Source organism: Dietzia sp. CQ4, assembly GCF_014145125.1.
GTDB classification, from domain to species: Bacteria; Actinomycetota; Actinomycetes; order Mycobacteriales; family Mycobacteriaceae; genus Dietzia; species Dietzia natronolimnaea.
The window spans coordinates 1-16,964 of sequence record NZ_JAALDZ010000085.1 but is presented as its reverse complement, the minus strand read 5'-3'; the positions used below and the strand labels follow the sequence as shown (position 1 = coordinate 16,964).

Sequence of the window (16,964 nt, the reverse complement as noted above, 5' to 3'; positions counted from 1 at the left end):
CGGGGGCGTCGTCGCGGGCTACGTCGGCGCGGACGACCGGCTCGAGTACACGGTGATCGGCGACGCGGTCAACGAGGCGTCCCGGCTGTGCGAGCTGGCCAAGACCCGGTCCGGCCTCGTCCTGGCCTCCGGCACCGCGGTCGCGTCGGCGGGCGACGCCGAGGCCGCCCGGTGGAATCGCGTCGGGTCGGAGGTGGTCCGGGGCCGTTCCGATGCGACGGAGCTGTGCGTGCCGGTCGCCGCCGGGAGCGAGGACCAACCCGCGGACCACGGCGGTGGCGCTACCTCAGCGTGACGTCCGTGCCGATGAGCGCGACCTCGAGACCGTCGGGTACCACGCGGGCGCCGTGGATCGACACCCCCTCGGGCAGTGCGGCGACCGTCGAGTCGACGGTGCCGGTGATGCCGGAGAACAGCCCGTCCGGCAGGGGGATGCCGATCAGCTCGGTCTGCTCAGGGGTCAGGGTGAGTCGGCCGCCGGAGACGCCCGGGGCCACGCCGATCTCGGCGATCCCGCCGATGTCCGCACGCAGCAGACCGGCCTGTGCATCCGGGCGCACGGAATGGACCTCGGTCAGGCCGGCCACCGGGGAGTCACCGGCCGGGTTCCCCTCCGCAGCCGCCGCGGCGAGCTGGTCGCCGCTGAGCGTCGCGGTGCCGTCCGCCGACGCGGCCAGGATCGCACCGTCCACCATCCTGACCGAGTAGCCGGTCACGTCGATCCGGGGCACGCCTGCGTCACCGGGGGAGGTCATCCGGACCGTGTCGACGGCCCGCGTGGTGGCCAGATCCCAGAGGATCGGCGTGGGTCCGAACCCCACCGACACCGGGGCCCCGAGTCGCGCCGACGCCTCGCGCTCCGCCCGATCCGCCAGGTACCACCGGGCGCCGAACTCGGCGGCCACGGCAAGCCCCAGCACCAGGAGCAGCAGCACGAGCAGGGAGCAGCCGCAGCCGCCTCGCCGGCGGTCGCGCCGTCCTCGTCGGTCGATCGGGTCTCGTCGTCGCATCCACGTATCGTGCCGGACCGTCGGGCCGGGGGCCACCGGCGGTCCGGTTGCGGGCCTGGGGGGTCCGGCCCCACGATCAGGCTATGACCGAGACCCAGGACGCACGCACTGACACCAGAACCGTCGTATTCCTCGTGGCCGGCGAGGGGATCGAACGGGTCGAGCTGACCGAGCCGTGGGGGGCCGTGACCGAAGCCGGTCACACGGCGCTCCTGGTCAGCACATCCGACGGCGAGGTCGACCTGGTCGACCACCTCACCCCGGCCGGCACCCAGGCGGTCGACCGGACGAGCGCCGACGTGACCGCCGCCGACGTCGACGTCCTGGTCCTGCCGGGCGGCGTCGCCAACCCGGACGCTCTGCGCCAGGACCAGCACGCTCTGACCCTCGTCCGCGAGATGGTCGAGGCGGGTAAGCCCGTCCTGGCCATCTGTCACGCGCCATGGGTCCTGATCGAGGCCGACGTCGTCCGCGGGCGCCGCGTCACCTCCTACCCGAGCCTGCGCACGGACCTGGTCAACGCCGGAGCCGAGTGGGTGGACGAGGAGCTGGTCAGCTCGGACGGCGTGTTCACCAGCCGCAACCCGGACGACCTCCCCGCCTTCTGCGACGCACTACTCGGCGCGATCCGCGGAGCGGAATAAGCCGACGGACCGAGGGAGGGTTTCGATGATCGGCGTCTACGTCCACCACCGGGGGCGCGGTCATCTCCACCGGGCCATTCCGGTGATGGGCGCCCTGCGGGAACGGGGACTGGACGTCACGATGCTCATCTCGGGCCAGTTCGACGACGCGCTCCTCCCCCCGGGAACCCGCGTCGTCCACCTCCCGTCCGGCATCGATGACGAGGAGGACGCCGAGGAGCTCACCCTCTCCGCGCGCCGCGCCGCCGTCGCGTGGATGGACCACGCACGACCCCGCGCCTTCTGGGTCGATTCGTCTCCCGCCATGTCGCTGGCCGCGCGGATGACCGGCATCCCGATGGTCAGCACGCTGCCGCCCGGGGTGAGGGAGGACGAGCCCCACCTGCTGCGGGTTCGTGCTGCGGAGCGGTTGATCGGGGCGTGGCCACCGGGAGCGCATCAGGCGACCCTGCGGCGGACGGAGAACCCCGTCGCGGAGATCGGCGGAGTGTCCCGCTTCGAGCGGCGCGTCCGCGAGACACGGCATCGTCGTCGTCCCCGTGTCGTCCATCTCAACGGCTCCGGCTCCGGCGGCGACCACCGCTTCTGGAGGGCGGTCCGATCGACGGCGCGCGAGCTCGGAGTGGCCGACTGGCTCGAGGTGGGCGGCCCGGACGGCGAATGGCACGCGGACCCCTGGCCGGAACTGTGTTCGGCCGACGTGGTGGTCACCGGAGGGGGCCAGTCGTCTGTTGCCGATGCCGCCTGCGCTGACGTGCCGCTCGTGGTGGTCCCGGGCCGGCGGCCGTACGGGGAGCAGGACGCCACCGCGGGGGCGTTGGACTCGATCCCGGCGGTGAGCGTGTTGCGCTACGGGGACGGGCCGACCGCCGTCGGGCACGCCGTCCGCCGACAACTGGAGAGGGCACGGGACGGGGAGACCGGAGGTATCCGCGCGTGGTGGGGCGTCGACGGTGCGGCGGCCCGCGCCGCCGAGGTGATCCGCGGGGCGACGACGGCCCGGTTCGGCAGCTGACGAGGCCCACTTCCGCCACTCGTCTCAGCAGATGAAGAGTCGGCCCCGGAGAATTGCCGAACTTTAACCTCTGGCCACAGGCTCCGAAAAGCGCAGCCCCCGTCGACTTTTGCCGAGAAAGGTTAGCCTACGCTCGCTAATTTCCGTTTGACCTCGCCGCGTCGACTGTCAGGATGGAGTCAACCGCGTTCTGAACATCCAGGGCTCATGGCAGGGCACTTCAGCGTCGCGGGAAGGAGGCGCCGTGCCCAGATACAGGAACCTCGAACCCACTGCGGAGTTCTGGTCGTGGCGGGACGATGCCGCCTGCATCGACCTCGAAGACCTGTTCTACAGCGCAGAGGACGAATCGAAGGGCGAACGCCGTCGCAAGGAGGAGAGGGCCAAGGCCGTCTGTCAGGGCTGCCCGGTGTTTGACCCGTGTCGGCAGTTCGCCATGGAATCGAAGGAACTTTACGGGGTCTGGGGTGGGACGACCGAGTCCGAACGGCACGCCATGGCGGGCCGACACCGGACCGGCTGACACCGGCCGACCCCGCGGAGGTCAGAGATTCTCTCGCGGGGTCGCCTCATGACCCGTGGTGCCCGCGGACCGGTTCTGCTCCTTGAGTTCGGCCTCGTAGACGTGGCGACGCCCGTCGGTGACCTCGTCCCGGACGGCCTTGCTGACCTCTCGGGCAGTGGTCCAGAATCCGTCGTCGAACTCCTCGACCATCTGGAACGTCCACCGCCCGTGGAGGACGTTCACCCCGACCATCTCGGTCCGGATCAGCTCCGCGAGCTCGGTCCGGCCGACCGCCTCCAGCTGGTCTGCGGCCTGCTGGTAGAGGATGTCCGCCCGCCCGATGAGCTGGTGCAGGTCATAGAGGTGCCCCCGGGCCCGCTCCACGTACTCCAGTGCCTCGGTGGCGGTGCCTGCGGCCTCCACCTCGGCGTCGGTCGCGCCGGGTGGTCGCCGATGCGTCTCGTCGACGCTCGGCGTCCGGTCGCCGGAGGTAGCTCCCTCGTCCGCCCGGTCGTCCGCCACCGTCAGACCGTGCGGGTCAGGCGCCGGAGCTGGTTCGGGGCGGTCCGGTGCTTCAGGGCGGTGACCAGGCCCGACCGGGGGCCCACGTGATCGTCGTAGGTCCGCGGCTCACCCTCGAACATGCGCTCCGACCTGGTTTCCGGCGCGTCGTCCGTGGTGGCCTTGAGGAAGCGGTCGGGCAGCGAGAGCTTGGCGATCGTGCGCCACGACTGCCAGTACTGCTTGTACAGCGGACCCGTCGTGTACGGCAGATCCCAGCGACGGCAGACGTCCTGGACCTTCTCCGAGATCTCGCCGTACCGGTTGGACGGGATGGTGGGGAAGAGGTGGTGCTCGATCTGGTAGGAGAGGTTGCCCGACATGAAGTGGGTAAGCTGGCTTCCGGTGAAGTTGGCGGAGCCGAGCATCTGACGCAGGTACCACTGCGCCTGGGTCTCCTCGGAGAGGTCCTCCAGGGTGAACTTGTCCGCACCGTCCGGGAAGTGCCCGCAGAAGATCACGGCGTTGGACCACAGGTTCCGGATGACGTTGGCGGTGGCGTTGGCCGCCATCGTCGACTTCCAGTTGGGGCCCGACAGGAGCGGGAACCACACGTAGTCCTTGCCCACCTGACGGCGGGCCTTGCGCAGGAACTGCCCGATGCGCCGCTTCTGCTCGGCCCGGCCGGACGAGTTGATGGTGCCCGGCGCGATCTCGAGGTGCTGGACCCCCACGCCCCACTGGAAGGTGAACGCCAGGATGGTGTTCCACACCAGGTTCAGCGAGTACGCCGGGTTCCACGGCTGGTCACGCGTCACACGGACCACGCCGTACCCGACGTCGTCATCCATCCCGATGATGTTGGTGTACGTGTGGTGGTGATGGTTGTGAGTGGCCTTCCAGTGCTCGGAGGTGCCCACGATGTCCCACTCCCAGGTGGTGGAGTGGATGACCGGGTCGTTCATCCAGTCCCACTGCCCGTGCATCACGTTGTGGCCGAGCTCCATGTTCTCGATGATCTTGCCCGCGGCCAGCATCCCGGTCCCCACCAGCCACGCCGGGCGGTACCCGGAGAAGAGGAGGACCGCCCGGCCACCGGCCACCAGTCCGCGCTGGAGACGGATCGTGTTCTGCACGTACCGGCGGTCGGATTCGCCGAGCGAGTCCACGACTTCCTGGCGGATCGCGTCGAGTTCCTCACCGATCGCCTCGACGTCCTCGGCGGAGAGATGGGCGTATTCCTTCACGTCTGATATCGCCATGGGTTGACGGTACGGAGGGTCGGTGAGGTTGTCGACCGGAAAGGTCCAATCGGCGAGTCGATCCTCGATGAATCCTCAGCCGCCTATGATCCCTCCCATGGCACTCGTCGAGATCTCAGGCGTGAACAAGCACTTCGGTGACTTCCAGGCGCTCAAGGACATCACCATGTCCATCGATCAGGGCGAGGTCATCGTCGTGATCGGCCCCTCGGGCTCGGGCAAGTCGACGCTGTGCAGGGCGATCAACAGGCTCGAGACCTTCGAGTCGGGCTCGATCACCATCGACGGCAAGGAGCTGCCCGAGGAGGGCAAGGCGCTCGCCAAGCTCCGTGCGGACGTCGGCATGGTCTTCCAGTCGTTCAACCTGTTCGCGCACAAGACGATCCTCGAGAACGTCACCCTCGGCCCCATCAAGGTGCGCAAACAGTCCAAGGCCGTCGCGGAGAAGCGGGCGATGGAACTGCTGGAGCGGGTGGGTGTCGAGCACCAGGCGTCCAAGTACCCGGCCCAGCTCTCGGGTGGTCAACAGCAGCGTGTCGCCATCGCGCGGTCCCTCGCGATGGACCCCAAGGTCATGCTCTTCGACGAGCCCACCTCCGCCCTGGACCCGGAGATGATCAACGAGGTCCTCGACGTGATGACCGGGCTGGCGAGGTCCGGGATGACCATGGTCGTGGTCACCCACGAGATGGGATTCGCGCGCAAGGCCGCCGACCGCGTCATCTTCATGGCCGACGGGGAACTGGTCGAACAGGCCACCCCTGAGGATTTCTTCACCAACCCGCAGAGCGCCCGTGCCAAGGACTTCCTGTCCAAGATCCTGACCAACTGAGTCGGCTCGGGTCCGCTCACCACCCCCGAACCGGGCCCCCGTTCCAGAATCACCTCCCCCAGATCTCGACCCACCCATTTCACGAGGAGAACACATGAACTTCCGACGGATCGGATCGGCCGCAGCGGCGGTCACCCTGGCTCTCGGCCTGGCCGCGTGCGGGAACGATGACGGGGGCGAGAACCAGCTCCGGATCGGCATCAAGTTCGACCAGCCGGGCCTGGGGCTGAAGGTGGGCAACGACTACAACGGGCTCGACGTCGACGTGGCCACCTACGTGGCCGAGAAGCTCGGCACCCCCGCCGAGGACATCGAGTGGGTCCAGGCACCGAGCGCGCAGCGCGAGACCCTCCTCGAGACCGGGCAGGTGGACATGATCGTGGCCACCTACTCGATCACCGACTCCCGCAAGGAGAAGGTCGACTTCGCCGGACCGTACTTCATCGCCGGCCAGGACCTCCTGGTCCGTGCGGACGACGACAGCATCACCGGGCCGGAGTCGCTCGACGGCAAGCGTCTGTGCTCGGTCTCCGGGTCGACCTCGGCGCAGAACGTCCAGGAGGAGGTCCCGGGGGTCAACCTCCAGGAGTTCGGCACCTACTCCGAGTGCGTCTCGGCACTGGTCTCCAACGCGGTCGACGCACTCACCACGGATGACACGATCCTCGCGGGTTACGCCGCGCAGGACCAGTACCAGGGTCAGCTCAAGGTGGTCGGATCCCCCTTCTCCGAGGAGCTCTACGGGATCGGTATCCAGAAGGGCGACACGGAGAAGTGCGAGCAGATCAACGAGGCCATCCGCGAGATGATCTCCGACGGCAGCTGGGACGCGGCCGTCGAGGAGAACCTCGGAGCGGCGGGCTTCGAGCCGGGAGAGGGCAACCCGCCCAACCCGGACGCCTGCGCCTGATCTGACCTGACAACTCCTCCGCGCCACCGGTGAACGGTGGCGCGGAGGCCCTCCACACCTCATGACGGAAGGTGGACCATGGGCGATATCTTCGCCGACTATGACGTCCTCGGGGCGGTGTGGGTCACCATTCAGCTCTCGCTCCTCGGGACGGTGGGCGCACTGGTGCTGGGGACGATCATCGCGATCCTGCGGGTCTCCCCGGTGGCCGTCCTCCGCGGACTCGGCACCTCCTACGTCAACATCTTCCGGAACCTGCCGCTGACGCTGCTGATGGTGTTCAGCATCCTCGGCCTGTCCTTCATCCTCCAGCTGTCCGTCTCGGACGACTTCGCCCGCAACGCCTTCTGGTGGGCCGCGATCATGCTCGCCGTCTACCACGCGGCGTACGTCTGCGAGGCCCTGCGCTCCGGTGTCAACACGGTCCCGGTGGGCCAGGCCGAGGCCGCCCGGTCCATCGGACTCGGGTTCGGGCAGTCGCTGCGGGAGGTGATCCTCCCGCAGGCGTTCCGAGGGTCCATCGCACCCATGGGTTCGGTGATCATCGCTCTCATCAAGAACTCGACGGTCGCCGCCGTCATCGGCGTGGGCGACTCGGCGGGGCTGCTCCAAGTGATCACGGAGAACGAGGGCGCGAGCCTGCCGACGTTCTTCTTCTTCGCCATGGTGTTCGTGATCCTCACCCTCCCGATCGGACTCTGGACCACGTCCCTCTCACGGAAGCTGTCGGTGAAGCGATGAGCACCCAGGCCGTCCTGTTCGACGCCCCGGGCCCCAAGGCCCGCCTCCGCCACAAGATCTTCACGGTGATCGGTGCCCTGATCGCCGTCGGCATCGCCTACGTGGTCTACATCCAGTTCGAGGCCGCCGGCCAGCTGCAGGCGTTCATGTGGGAGCCGTTCGTCACCGACCCGGAGGTGTGGACCTCCTACCTGATCCCCGGTCTCAAGGGGACGTTCACCGCGGCGGCCATCTCGATCGTCCTCGCGGTGATCTTCGGGCTGCTCTTCGGCATGGGCAGGCTCTCGCCGTTCGCCCCACTGCGGTGGTTCTGCAGCGTGATCGTGGAGTTCTTCCGCTCGGTCCCGGTACTGCTGATGATGGTGTTCGCCTACTTCGGGTACTTCGCCACCTCGAACATCGTGCCCAACCAGCACGCGCCGCTGGCCGCGGTGGTCACCGCGCTCACCCTCTACAACGGTGCCGTCATCGCGGAGCTCGTCCGTTCGGGAGTCCACGGTCTGCCCTCGGGGCAGACCGAAGCGGGACTCGCGGTGGGGCTCACCCCGGGGCAGGTGCTGCGCTCGATCCAGCTCCCCCAGGCGCTCACGGCCATGCTCCCGGCTCTCGTCGGCCAACTCGTCGTCGTCCTCAAGGACTCCGCACTGGGGTACGGCATCACCTACCTGGAGCTGCTCAACTGGTCCAAGACCCTCGGCTCCGCCTACGCCAACACCGTTCCCGCGTACATCGTGGCCGGCATCCTCTTCGTGATCATCAACTACACGCTCACCAAGCTCGCCGTCTACCTCGAGGGGCGTCTGAAGAAGCGTCGCGCCAGGGCCTGACACCCCCGGGCGGGCGGGCGGGCATCTGCTCCCGCGCCTGTACACCTGCGGGGCAGGCGCCCGTCTCGATGAACACCGGCCTGCGCAGTTGCGCACGCGAGAGTTCAGGGACACGAGCGGCTGCGATCCGAGGATGTGAACAGTGAGGGACGGGCGCGGCGTGGCCGTACGCCGGGCCCTGGATACGCACGACGGCCCCGCCGGAATCCGATCCGGCGGGGCCGTCGTGTACCCGGGGCGACCCGGGGTCAGCCCACTGCGGTGTCAGCGCACTGCGGTGTCAGCCCACTGCGGTGTCAGCTCACTTCGGTGGCATCCGGATGCCACCGTCGACGCGCACGGTCTGCGCGTTCATGTACGGGTTGGTGAGCAGCTCCATGACCATCGACGCCAGCTCGTCGCCCGAGCCGAGACGCTTGGGGAACAGGACGCTCTCGCCCAGCTTGGCCTTGAACGCCTCCGAGTCGGGGCCCTCGCCGTAGATCGGGGTGTCGATGAGGCCGGGGGCGACGGTGTTGAGGCGGATCCCGGCGGCCGACAGGTCACGGGCCACGGGCAGGGTCAGGCCCACGATGCCGCCCTTGGACGCGGAGTACGCGGCCTGGCCGATCTGACCGTCGAACGCGGCGACGGAGGCCATGTTGACGATCGCGCCCTTCTGGCCGTCCTCGTCGGCCTCGCCGCGGGACATGGCCGTGGCGGCCAGTCGGAGCATGTCGAACGACCCGACGAGGTTGATGTCGATGACCTTGCGGAACGAGTCGATGTCGAAGGCCGAGGCGAACTCGCCGTCCCGGCCGATCGTGCGCTGCGCCCAGCCGATGCCGGCCGAGTTGACCAGGTACCGCAGCGGGCCCAGCTCGAGCGCGGCCTCCACGGCCTTGATGTTGTCCTCGGTCTTGGTCACGTCGACGGCCACGAACACGCCGCCGACCTCGCCTGCGAGGGCCTCGCCCTTCTCGGCGTTGAGGTCGGCGACGACCACCTTCGCACCCTGCGCGGCGAGCTGACGGACGACGGCGGCGCCGATTCCCGACGCACCGCCCGTGACGATTGCACTTGCTCCGGAGATATCCATGGCTGAACCGTAACAAGCGGAGGTGATCGATACGGGTGTCACGGGGCGGTCAGCCGGAAATCACCCGGCCGATCCGTCGACCACCACGTCCCAGCGGATGCCGAACCGATCCCGGACCTGACCGTAGTGGTCGCCCCAGGGAGCCACCTCGAACGGCATCGCCAGCTCGCCCCCGTCGTCGGCCACGGTGGCGATGAAGGTGCGGGCCTCGTCGGTGGTGTCGAAGGCGAGCAGGAACGAGTAGACGTCACTGGCGAGCCGGGGCAGGTCCTCGCCCATGGCGTCGCCGCCGGTGAGGGTGATGCCCGGGGCCTCCAGCGTCGCGTGGGCGACCGACCCGGACGGCGGGGTGAACGGGATTCCCTCCATCGGCGGCATCTGGTCGTAGGTCATCAGGTCGAGTCGGCCACCGAAGAGGTCGCGGTAGTACGGGAACGCCTCGGAGGCGTTACCCGGGAAGGAGATGTAGGGGCTGGACTGCATGGCCATCGCGGATCCTCTCGCCTGCGCGCCCCGGCCCGTGCCTGAGGCGTTCTCCGCATGATCGACGCTAGACCGGTCGCCGGCCGCAGTCACGAGAAATATCGCCCTCCGCCGACCGGGGTGAGCGTGTGCGCAAGGTGGGCGGCGGTGTCCGTCAACCGGGGTCGCGGCCCGCCACCGCGAGCAGCCCGGCACGCGCGTCCGCATCGGGTCCCACGGATCGCGCCGGGGCCAGCACCCCGAAGGTGCGCATGAGCTCCACGACGTCCCGCCCGTTCTCGAGCACCCAGCCGGCGAGCGTCTCGGCCTCGTCGGAGTCCCATGATTGTCCGCGCAGGTCATGGGCGTGCACGAGGAGTTCGAAGACCCGCAGCGCCAGCAGGTCCCGGACGGGGATCTCCGCGAGCCGGTGGGCGACCAGCTCATCGGCGTCGGGGGCCGAGGCCAGCCGGTCACGAAGCCCGGCGGAGGTACGGGACAGCGCACCCACGGGGTCGTCGCCGGCATGGTCCGCCGTCCGGGTCCAACCGATCTCGGACTCCGGCAGGCGCGGGAAATAGGCCGCGTACCGCAGGCCGCCTCCGAGGACGTGGTTCGCGCAGTCCCGGCGACTCCATCCGGGGCACGACCCGCAGTCGCCGTCGAGCCCGCCGGCGAGCGCCCGCCCGAACAGCGCGGTGGCGGCGTCGAGGACGGCCAGGTGGTCGTGGGGCAGCGGGTTCTCGGTCACGGGGGCTCCTCCGGAATGTCCGGACCCCACAGTAGGTTGATCGTGTCGTCGTGAACAGCACGTCGTGATCAGTCCGGTGGGGGTGCCCTCACGGGGCGCGCCCGCCCATCCCACAGACCCGCCCATCACAGAGAGAGGAACCCTCGCCACCATGAGCCCGCAGACCTCCGGCGCAGCCGAGACCCGGGAGTTCCAGGCAGAGACCCGGCAGCTGCTGGATCTGATGATCCACTCGATCTACTCCAACCCGGACACCTTCCTCCGAGAGGTCATCTCCAACTCCTCCGACGCCCTGGACAAGCTGCGACTGGCCGCTCTCCAGGATTCCTCGCTGGGGGTCGACACCTCGGACCTGCACATCGAGTTGATCCCCGACGAGCAGGCACGGACGCTGACGATCCGCGACAACGGCATCGGGATGTCCCGCGACGAGGTGGTCGACCTCATCGGCACGCTCGCCAAGTCGGGCACCGGTCAGATGCGCGAGGCCCTCGCCGCGGCCCGCGCGGCGCAGGAGTCGGGCGAGGCCAGTGAGCAGGTCACCGCGGACCTCATCGGCCAGTTCGGCATCGGCTTCTACTCCACGTTCATGGTCGCCGACGCGGTCACGTTGGTCACGCGCAAGGCCGGCGAGGCCACGGGTACGCGCTGGACCTCGGGCGGCGAGGGCACCTACACGATCGAGGAGGCACCGGACGCCCCGCAGGGCACCTCGGTGATCCTGCAGCTCAAGCCCGCCGGTGGGGACGCGGCGCTGCCCGACTACGCCGCGGAGTCCACGCTGCGCCGGGTCGTGCGCACCTACTCGGACTTCATCGCCTGGCCGATCCGGATGGAGGTCGAGAGGCCGGCACCGGAGCCGACGGGGGACGACGACGAGGGGAACGACCCCGCCGCGGAGAACACCCTCACCGAGACCGTGACCCTCAACTCCCAGAAGGCGCTGTGGACGCGGCCCCGCTCCGAGGTGACCGACGAGGAGTACTCGGAGTTCTACCGTCACGTCTCCCACGCCTGGGACGAGCCGCTGGAGACCATCACCCTCAAGGCCGAGGGGACGTTCGAGTACCAGGCACTGCTCTTCCTGCCCACGCAGGTGCCGTTCGACCTCTTCTCCCCGGATACCAAGCGCGGCGTCCAGCTCTACGTCCGCAGAGTCTTCATCATGGACGACTGCGAGGAGCTGGTGCCGCCGTTCCTGCGCTTCGTCAAGGGCATCGTCGACGCCCAGGACCTCTCGCTCAACGTCTCGCGCGAGATCCTGCAGCAGGATCGCCAGATCCGAGCGATCCGCAAGCGCCTGGTCAAGCGGGTCCTGCAGACGATCGAGCAGATCAGGACCGACCGTCCGGAGGAGTTCCGCTCGTTCTGGAAGAACTTCGGAGCGGTTCTCAAGGAGGGCCTGATCTCCGACGTCGACGCCCGGGATCAGCTCCTCGCCGTGAGCACCTTCGCGTCCACTCGTGCAGCCTCCGACGAGGCCACCGGGGGCGACGACGACGAGGTGGGCACCACCATCGCCGAGTACGTCTCCCGCATGGCCGAGGGGCAGGAGGAGATCTACTACCTCACCGGCACGTCCCGCGCGGCGGTGGAGAACTCCCCGCACCTGGAGGCCTTCCGGGCGCGGGGCGTCGAGGTGTTGGTGCTCACCGACCCGGTCGACGAGGTGTGGGTGGACGCGGTCGGCGAGGTCGACGGCAGACGCCTGCGCTCGGTGGCCAAGGGCGACGTGGACCTGTCCGGTATCGGCTCCCCGGTCGAGGAGGAGAAGGGCCAGGCGGATTCCGCGGAGTTCACCGGCCTGCTCGAGTGGCTGGGCGAGGAGCTGTCCGACGAGGTCAAGCAGGTGCGGTTGTCGCAGCGGCTCACCGAGTCCGCGGCCTGCATGGTGGGCGACGAGTTCGACATGACCCCGCAGCTCGAGGCGATGTACCGGGCCTCGGGCATGGAACTGCCCGCGAGCAAGAGGATCCTGGAGCTCAACCCCTCGCATCCGCTGGTCGAGCGGTTGCGCTCTCAGTACTCCGAGGATCCGTCGACCCCGGGCCTCGCCGACACGGCGCGGTTGCTCTCGGGCGCGGCCGTCCTGGCCGAGGGGGGCACGCTCGCCGACCCCGCCGCCTTCGCCAAGCTGCTGGTCGACCGGATCTGACGCCGGACGTCCCCTCGCCGCCCCGCGGGCACCCGGTCCCGCGGGGCGGTGGTCCTCGGTGGCGCCGTCCTCAGTTCGCGGTCGAGCGGGCGGGTGGGGCGGCGATCCCGCCTCCGCCCCAGTAGCCGCAGGGCACCCCGATCAGCACGCCCAGTGCGGTCTCGACCGGGGTGTGGTGGCTGATCCGGACCCGTGCCCACGCCACGGGTGGCACCAGAACGAGCAGCCGCCAGTATCCGGGCGAGATCTGACGGGCCAGCACCGAGACGACACCGGCGAGCACGGCGGTGTGGAACGAGACCTTGACCCGGATGGTGGCGGCGCCGGCCACACCAAGCGCCACGAGAGCCGCCCGGGTCATCCGCTGCAGTGCGACGGGCGCCCCGCGGCGACGTTGGGCCACCATCAGGGTGGCCACCGACGCGGCGATTCCGGCGATCACCAGAGGGCGGTCCTCCCTGCGGGTGACGTGGTGATCGGACAGGGCCTTGCGTCGCACCCGCCAGGCGATCGCCGCCTGGGGTAACACCCCCAGTCCGGCTGCGGTCGCCGCTCCCCAGCCGGTCGAGCCCACCCGGTGGCCGAGGTGGAGCGAGCCGGCTGTGAGCACCACCCACGGGGCGAAGACCTCGGTCAGGACCACTGCCGGGGCGGCGGTCGCGTCTTGCGACGGTCCCGCGCCGGCTCGAGAGGTCGCCTCAGTCGACAAGGGACCGGGCCAGGCGCAGGGCGGCGGCCTCGACCACCGCGTCCGCCGGAAGTCGGGGGATGTCCCCGTGGTGCAGGACGATCCGGGCGTGGGTGCCCATCACGACTCCGGACTCGAGAGCAGCGGAGGGGAGTAGTCGAGGCGGTCGACGAGCCACATGATCGTGGCCACCTCGCCCACCCAGGCCAGGCTCACGCACCAGCCGGCGAGGACGTCGCTGGGAAAATGCACGCCGAGGTACATGCGGGTCACGCCGACCGCGGGGACGTAGGCGCTGGACCCGGCGATCACCGGGTAGCGCCACCCGGTCGGCCACGCGAGCACGCAGGCGCAGCCGGCGAGCGCCGCACTCGCCATGGCGTGCCCACTGGGGAACGAGTAGCTCTTCTCCTCGACGATGTGGGTGAAGAAGGTGGGGCGGTCCCGCCGGTACATCAGTTTGAGGACCGAGTTGATGACGGTGGACCCGACGAGGGAGACCGTGAGCAACGCGGCCGGTCGGCGGCTGCCCCGCACGTAGGCCAGGTAGCCCGCGGCGGCGAGCGCGAAGACCGGGACGGCGGTGACGCCGCCGAGTTCGGTGACCGCCCTGACGATCCGGGTGTTGCGCGGGGTGTGTCGCCTGCGCAACCACAGCATGACGGGCCGGTCGAAGGGCAGCTTGGCACCGGAACTGATCCGCTCGGCCAGTTCGACGAACCCGATGACCGGGAGGGCGAACCCGGCGAACGCGACGCCGAACACCGCCCAGGTCCCGCGCGGCAGGGGCACCTGGCCCCTGTCGACGATGCTGCCCAGGACCCCGTCCGAGGGGGTCAGCGGCCGGAGGACGTCCTTCGCCGCGGACAGGGTCCGGCTGCGGCGGGAGGTCGTCGTTCGCGACATGCCCACACCCTAGGCAAGGTCGCGCGGCGGCGGGGGATCCCCGCGAACCGTGACACCGCGCGCTGACCGCGGGCCGTGTCTACTGTGGATCGTGTCGACCCGATCAGCGGAGGACGTATGACCCAGACCCGTGTGGAACGAGACCTGCTCGGTGAGAAGGCGGTCCCGGCTGACGCCTATTACGGGATCCACACCGTGCGCGCCGTCGAGAACTTCCCCATCGATTCGAAGACCATCAGCGACATCCCGGACTTCATCCGCGGGATGGTCATGGTCAAGAAGGCCGCCGCGCTGGCGAACCTCGAGATGGGAGTCCTTGACCCGGACATCGCCGAGGCCATCGTCGGTGCGTGCGACGAGATCCTGCTGGACGGCCGCTGCATGGACCAGTTCCCCTCGTGCGTCTATCAGGGCGGGGCCGGCACCTCGGTCAACATGAACACCAACGAGGTGGTGGCCAACCTCGCGCTGGAGCGGACCGGTCACCCCAAGGGCGCCTACGACGTCATCAGTCCGAACGACGACGTCAACCGTTCGCAGTCCACCAACGACGCCTACCCGACCGGTTTCCGGATCGCCCTGTGGCACTCCCTCGAGCGGCTCGAGCCGGCGATCGTCGCGTTGCGGGAGGCCTGCTACGACAAATCGGAGGAGTTCCGCGAGGTCCTCAAGATGGGCCGGACGCAGCTGCAGGACGCCGTTCCCATGTCCATGGGCCAGGAGTTCGGTGGATTCGCGGTGACCCTCGACGAGGAACTCCACGTCCTCGGCGCGGCGGCCCGGATGCTGCTCGACGTGAACCTCGGCGCCACGGCCATCGGCACCGGCGTCAACACACCGCCCGACTACCGCCGTGCGGTGGTCGAGCACCTGCGGGTCGTGACCGGTCTGCCGGTCACCGGGGCCATGAACCTCATCGAGGCGACCAGCGACACCGGCGACTACGTCAACGTCCACGCCGCTCTCAAGCGGACCGCGTCCAAGGTGTCCAAGATCTGCAACGACCTGCGTCTGCTCTCCTCCGGCCCGCGCGCGGGATTCAACGAGATCAACCTCCCCGAGCTCCAGGCGGGGTCGTCGATCATGCCGGCCAAGGTGAACCCGGTGATCCCCGAGGTGGTCAACCAGGTCTGCTTCAAGGTGATCGGCAACGACGTCACGGTGACGATGGCGGCCGAGGCGGGGCAGCTGCAGCTCAACGTGATGGAGCCCGTGATCGCGCAGGCGATGTTCGAGTCGATCTCCCTGCTCACCAAGGCGATCGAGACGCTCACGGAGAAGTGCGTGCGGGGTATCACGGCCAACGTCGAGGTGGCCCGCCGCAACGTCATGGATTCGATCGGCATCGTCACCTATCTGAATCCCGTGATCGGTCACCACAACGGCGACCTGGTGGGCCGTGAGTGCGCGCGCTCGGGCCGTGGCGTCCGCGAGGTCGTGCTGGAGATGGGCCTGCTCTCGGCGGAGGAGGTCGACGACATCCTGTCCCCCGCGAATCTGCTGCGGCCCCGGTACAAGGGCAAGTCGAGTGGTCAGCTGGCAGCCGCGCCGCCCGACGACCTGTCGGACCCCACCCGAGACGCGGATCGCCCCGACCACCCGAGGGGGTGACCGGGGGTTCTCCGGTGTCGGTGGAGTCGGGTCAGGCGCCGTTCTCGACGGGGCCGACCCGGCCGATGCTGCTCACCGCGAGCTGTCCGATCGAGCTGTCGAATCCGAACGACTGCTCGAGGGCGGCGGTGGAGCCGGAGATGAAGCCGTTGATCGCGGCGGACGAACCGACGGTGAAATCGAACTGGGCGAAGAAGTCGGCGAGTGCCTTCAACATGGTGTGCCTCCCGGTGGGTGTCGACGCGGTCTGTGCCGCGTGGGCGGACCGTGTGCCCGTCTCTACCTGGTCTATCCGTGGTCGACCCCGGGACGTTAGCCCCGAAATATGCTGAAACCTGTTACCGCAGCGGCTAACGTCGGGGCATGAGTTCTCCCACCACCCGCGTCGTCGCGGGCCGTCAGATCACGTTCCCGGTCCCCGTCGTCTCCGCCTCGATATCGGGCGCCGCGTTCCTGTCGCGGACGGCCGTGGCCCGTCGGCTGATCGCCGCAGGGCCCCAGTCCGCGATCCTGGATTCCGCGGGGGCCGAGCCGGTGTCCCTCCCGGGTGGCCGTACGCCGGTCACGATGATCCACGTCCGGTACCACGACGTCCCGGGCAACGTCCTCGGTGGATATCACGAGGTGGGGTTGGCATTCCAGGTCAAGGTCCCGGGGGTCGGGGTCCAGCAGCACATCCACGAGCTGCCGGTCGACCAGGACTTCACCCTCGCGGCGGGCAACGAACTCTGGGGCTTTCCCAAGTGGAAGGGCGACATGGTCGGGACGGCCGGTGGAGCCCTGGACGACGCCCGGCTGGGAGCCGTGGGGTCCTCGGGGGCGGGTGGCATCGACCTGAAGCTCGACACCCGCCTGGGGGTGCCGCTCCCCGGTCGCCACTCCCTGGGGATGAACTGCATCCAGGTCCTCGACGGCAAGCCGGTCCTGGTCCGCGCCGGCGCCAAGGTCGCGGGCGGTCGGTTCCGGCCACTGGGGGGCGCGCGGGTGGCGATCGCCTCCGGGGCCCAGGACGGCGATCCCCACATCGCCCGGATCGCCGAGGCCGTCCGCGAGCTCGGGCTCGACC

General features: G+C 69.3%; 20 protein-coding genes. 11 read left to right on the top strand and 9 right to left on the bottom strand.

Annotated elements, in window-relative coordinates:
- Positions 1-295, top strand: a 295-nt coding sequence (locus G6031_RS05795) for an adenylate/guanylate cyclase domain-containing protein (RefSeq protein ID WP_277820073.1), incomplete at its 5' end; no start/stop codon positions are given.
- Here G6031_RS05795 and G6031_RS05790 read toward each other — a convergent pair.
- Positions 282-1,010, bottom strand: coding sequence for an LmeA family phospholipid-binding protein (locus G6031_RS05790; RefSeq protein WP_182652736.1), 729 nt, complete (start codon positions 1,008-1,010; stop codon positions 282-284). The two genes, G6031_RS05795 and G6031_RS05790, sit on opposite strands and share 14 nt — an antisense overlap.
- An 83-nt stretch (positions 1,011-1,093) precedes the next feature.
- On the opposite strand from G6031_RS05790, the gene G6031_RS05785 reads away from it, so the two are divergent.
- From G6031_RS05785 to G6031_RS05775, 3 genes are all read left to right on the top strand, one after another.
- Positions 1,094-1,654, top strand: coding sequence for a type 1 glutamine amidotransferase domain-containing protein (locus G6031_RS05785; protein ID WP_182611093.1), 561 nt, complete (start codon positions 1,094-1,096; stop codon positions 1,652-1,654).
- A 25-nt stretch (positions 1,655-1,679) separates the two neighbouring features.
- Positions 1,680-2,669: a hypothetical protein gene (locus G6031_RS05780; RefSeq protein WP_182652735.1), complete on the top strand. Its 990-nt coding sequence runs from the start codon at positions 1,680-1,682 to the stop codon at positions 2,667-2,669.
- A 244-nt stretch (positions 2,670-2,913) separates the two neighbouring features.
- Entirely contained in the window at positions 2,914-3,192 is a 279-nt protein-coding gene (locus tag G6031_RS05775; protein ID WP_179523730.1) for a WhiB family transcriptional regulator, read from the top strand.
- A 21-nt stretch (positions 3,193-3,213) separates the two neighbouring features.
- Here G6031_RS05775 and G6031_RS05770 read toward each other — a convergent pair whose 3' ends face one another.
- Together G6031_RS05770 and G6031_RS05765 are read right to left on the bottom strand one after the other, a co-directional pair.
- Positions 3,214-3,696, bottom strand: a complete 483-nt coding sequence (locus G6031_RS05770) for a hypothetical protein (protein WP_179523729.1) — start codon at positions 3,694-3,696, stop codon at positions 3,214-3,216.
- 2 nt (positions 3,697-3,698) lie between these two features.
- A complete protein-coding gene (locus G6031_RS05765; protein ID WP_182652734.1) occupies positions 3,699-4,937 on the bottom strand; it encodes a fatty acid desaturase in 1,239 nt (412 codons plus the stop codon).
- A 97-nt stretch (positions 4,938-5,034) separates the two neighbouring features.
- Here G6031_RS05765 and G6031_RS05760 point away from each other — a divergent pair, with 97 nt between their 5' ends.
- The 4 genes from G6031_RS05760 to G6031_RS05745 all read left to right on the top strand — a co-directional run bounded on the left by G6031_RS05760 (position 5,035) and on the right by G6031_RS05745 (position 8,247).
- The gene (locus G6031_RS05760) at positions 5,035-5,769 is read left to right on the top strand and encodes an amino acid ABC transporter ATP-binding protein (protein ID WP_095718777.1); all 735 of its coding nucleotides are present in this window, start codon (positions 5,035-5,037) and stop codon (positions 5,767-5,769) included.
- A gap of 94 nt (positions 5,770-5,863) precedes the next feature.
- The gene (locus tag G6031_RS05755) at positions 5,864-6,679 is read left to right on the top strand and encodes a glutamate ABC transporter substrate-binding protein (RefSeq protein ID WP_095718778.1); all 816 of its coding nucleotides are present in this window, start codon (positions 5,864-5,866) and stop codon (positions 6,677-6,679) included.
- Positions 6,680-6,757: 78 nt separating this feature from the next.
- Positions 6,758-7,420, top strand: a complete 663-nt coding sequence (locus G6031_RS05750; protein WP_095718779.1) for an amino acid ABC transporter permease — start codon at positions 6,758-6,760, stop codon at positions 7,418-7,420.
- Complete coding sequence (locus G6031_RS05745; RefSeq protein ID WP_179523725.1) at positions 7,417-8,247, top strand: amino acid ABC transporter permease; 831 nt, start codon at positions 7,417-7,419, stop codon at positions 8,245-8,247. Before G6031_RS05750 ends, G6031_RS05745 begins: the two co-directional genes overlap by 4 nt.
- 301 nt (positions 8,248-8,548) lie before the next feature.
- On the opposite strand, the gene G6031_RS05740 is transcribed toward G6031_RS05745, so the two are convergent.
- The 3 genes from G6031_RS05740 to G6031_RS05730 all read right to left on the bottom strand — a co-directional run bounded on the left by G6031_RS05740 (position 8,549) and on the right by G6031_RS05730 (position 10,538).
- Positions 8,549-9,325: an SDR family NAD(P)-dependent oxidoreductase gene (locus G6031_RS05740; protein ID WP_179523724.1), complete on the bottom strand. Its 777-nt coding sequence runs from the start codon at positions 9,323-9,325 to the stop codon at positions 8,549-8,551.
- A 60-nt stretch (positions 9,326-9,385) separates the two neighbouring features.
- Positions 9,386-9,814 carry a VOC family protein gene (locus G6031_RS05735; RefSeq protein WP_179523723.1) on the bottom strand — a complete coding sequence of 143 codons (429 nt, stop codon included), beginning with the start codon at positions 9,812-9,814 and terminating at the stop codon, positions 9,386-9,388.
- A 148-nt stretch (positions 9,815-9,962) separates the two neighbouring features.
- Entirely contained in the window at positions 9,963-10,538 is a 576-nt protein-coding gene (locus G6031_RS05730) for a maleylpyruvate isomerase N-terminal domain-containing protein (RefSeq protein WP_182652733.1), read from the bottom strand.
- Between the two features lie 151 nt (positions 10,539-10,689).
- Between G6031_RS05730 and htpG the strand changes: the two genes are divergently transcribed.
- The gene (htpG, locus tag G6031_RS05725; protein WP_182652732.1) at positions 10,690-12,693 is read left to right on the top strand and encodes a molecular chaperone HtpG; all 2,004 of its coding nucleotides are present in this window, start codon (positions 10,690-10,692) and stop codon (positions 12,691-12,693) included.
- A 70-nt stretch (positions 12,694-12,763) separates the two neighbouring features.
- Here the strand turns inward: htpG and G6031_RS05720 are convergent, their stop codons facing one another.
- Positions 12,764-13,336: a hypothetical protein gene (locus G6031_RS05720; RefSeq protein WP_182652731.1), complete on the bottom strand. Its 573-nt coding sequence runs from the start codon at positions 13,334-13,336 to the stop codon at positions 12,764-12,766.
- Between the two features lie 165 nt (positions 13,337-13,501).
- On the bottom strand, positions 13,502-14,287 hold the full coding sequence (locus G6031_RS05715; RefSeq protein ID WP_182652730.1) for a phosphatase PAP2 family protein: 786 nt from the start codon (positions 14,285-14,287) through the stop codon (positions 13,502-13,504).
- 117 nt (positions 14,288-14,404) lie between these two features.
- Here G6031_RS05715 and aspA point away from each other — a divergent pair, with 117 nt between their 5' ends.
- Positions 14,405-15,898 (top strand): aspartate ammonia-lyase, encoded by a 1,494-nt coding sequence (aspA, locus tag G6031_RS05710; RefSeq protein ID WP_179523719.1) that lies wholly within the window; start codon positions 14,405-14,407, stop codon positions 15,896-15,898.
- 31 nt (positions 15,899-15,929) lie between these two features.
- Here aspA and G6031_RS05705 read toward each other — a convergent pair whose 3' ends face one another.
- Positions 15,930-16,115, bottom strand: coding sequence for a hypothetical protein (locus tag G6031_RS05705; RefSeq protein ID WP_179523718.1), 186 nt, complete (start codon positions 16,113-16,115; stop codon positions 15,930-15,932).
- Positions 16,116-16,261: 146 nt separating this feature from the next.
- On the opposite strand from G6031_RS05705, the gene G6031_RS05700 reads away from it, so the two are divergent.
- Positions 16,262-16,964 (top strand): acetoacetate decarboxylase family protein (locus G6031_RS05700; protein ID WP_182652729.1); only part of this gene is annotated, 703 nt, incomplete at its 3' end.

Coding starts and splice junctions, on each gene's coding strand:
- G6031_RS05790 (WP_182652736.1), bottom strand. CDS start 1,010: ATGCGACGACGAGACCCGATCGACCGACGAGGACGGCGCGACCGCCGG.
- G6031_RS05785 (WP_182611093.1), top strand. CDS start 1,094: ATGACCGAGACCCAGGACGCACGCACTGACACCAGAACCGTCGTATTC.
- G6031_RS05780 (WP_182652735.1), top strand. CDS start 1,680: ATGATCGGCGTCTACGTCCACCACCGGGGGCGCGGTCATCTCCACCGG.
- G6031_RS05765 (WP_182652734.1), bottom strand. CDS start 4,937: ATGGCGATATCAGACGTGAAGGAATACGCCCATCTCTCCGCCGAGGAC.
- G6031_RS05760 (WP_095718777.1), top strand. CDS start 5,035: ATGGCACTCGTCGAGATCTCAGGCGTGAACAAGCACTTCGGTGACTTC.
- G6031_RS05755 (WP_095718778.1), top strand. CDS start 5,864: ATGAACTTCCGACGGATCGGATCGGCCGCAGCGGCGGTCACCCTGGCT.
- G6031_RS05750 (WP_095718779.1), top strand. CDS start 6,758: ATGGGCGATATCTTCGCCGACTATGACGTCCTCGGGGCGGTGTGGGTC.
- G6031_RS05745 (WP_179523725.1), top strand. CDS start 7,417: ATGAGCACCCAGGCCGTCCTGTTCGACGCCCCGGGCCCCAAGGCCCGC.
- G6031_RS05740 (WP_179523724.1), bottom strand. CDS start 9,325: ATGGATATCTCCGGAGCAAGTGCAATCGTCACGGGCGGTGCGTCGGGA.
- G6031_RS05735 (WP_179523723.1), bottom strand. CDS start 9,814: ATGGCCATGCAGTCCAGCCCCTACATCTCCTTCCCGGGTAACGCCTCC.
- htpG (WP_182652732.1), top strand. CDS start 10,690: ATGAGCCCGCAGACCTCCGGCGCAGCCGAGACCCGGGAGTTCCAGGCA.
- G6031_RS05715 (WP_182652730.1), bottom strand. CDS start 14,287: ATGTCGCGAACGACGACCTCCCGCCGCAGCCGGACCCTGTCCGCGGCG.
- aspA (WP_179523719.1), top strand. CDS start 14,405: ATGACCCAGACCCGTGTGGAACGAGACCTGCTCGGTGAGAAGGCGGTC.
- G6031_RS05705 (WP_179523718.1), bottom strand. CDS start 16,115: ATGTTGAAGGCACTCGCCGACTTCTTCGCCCAGTTCGATTTCACCGTC.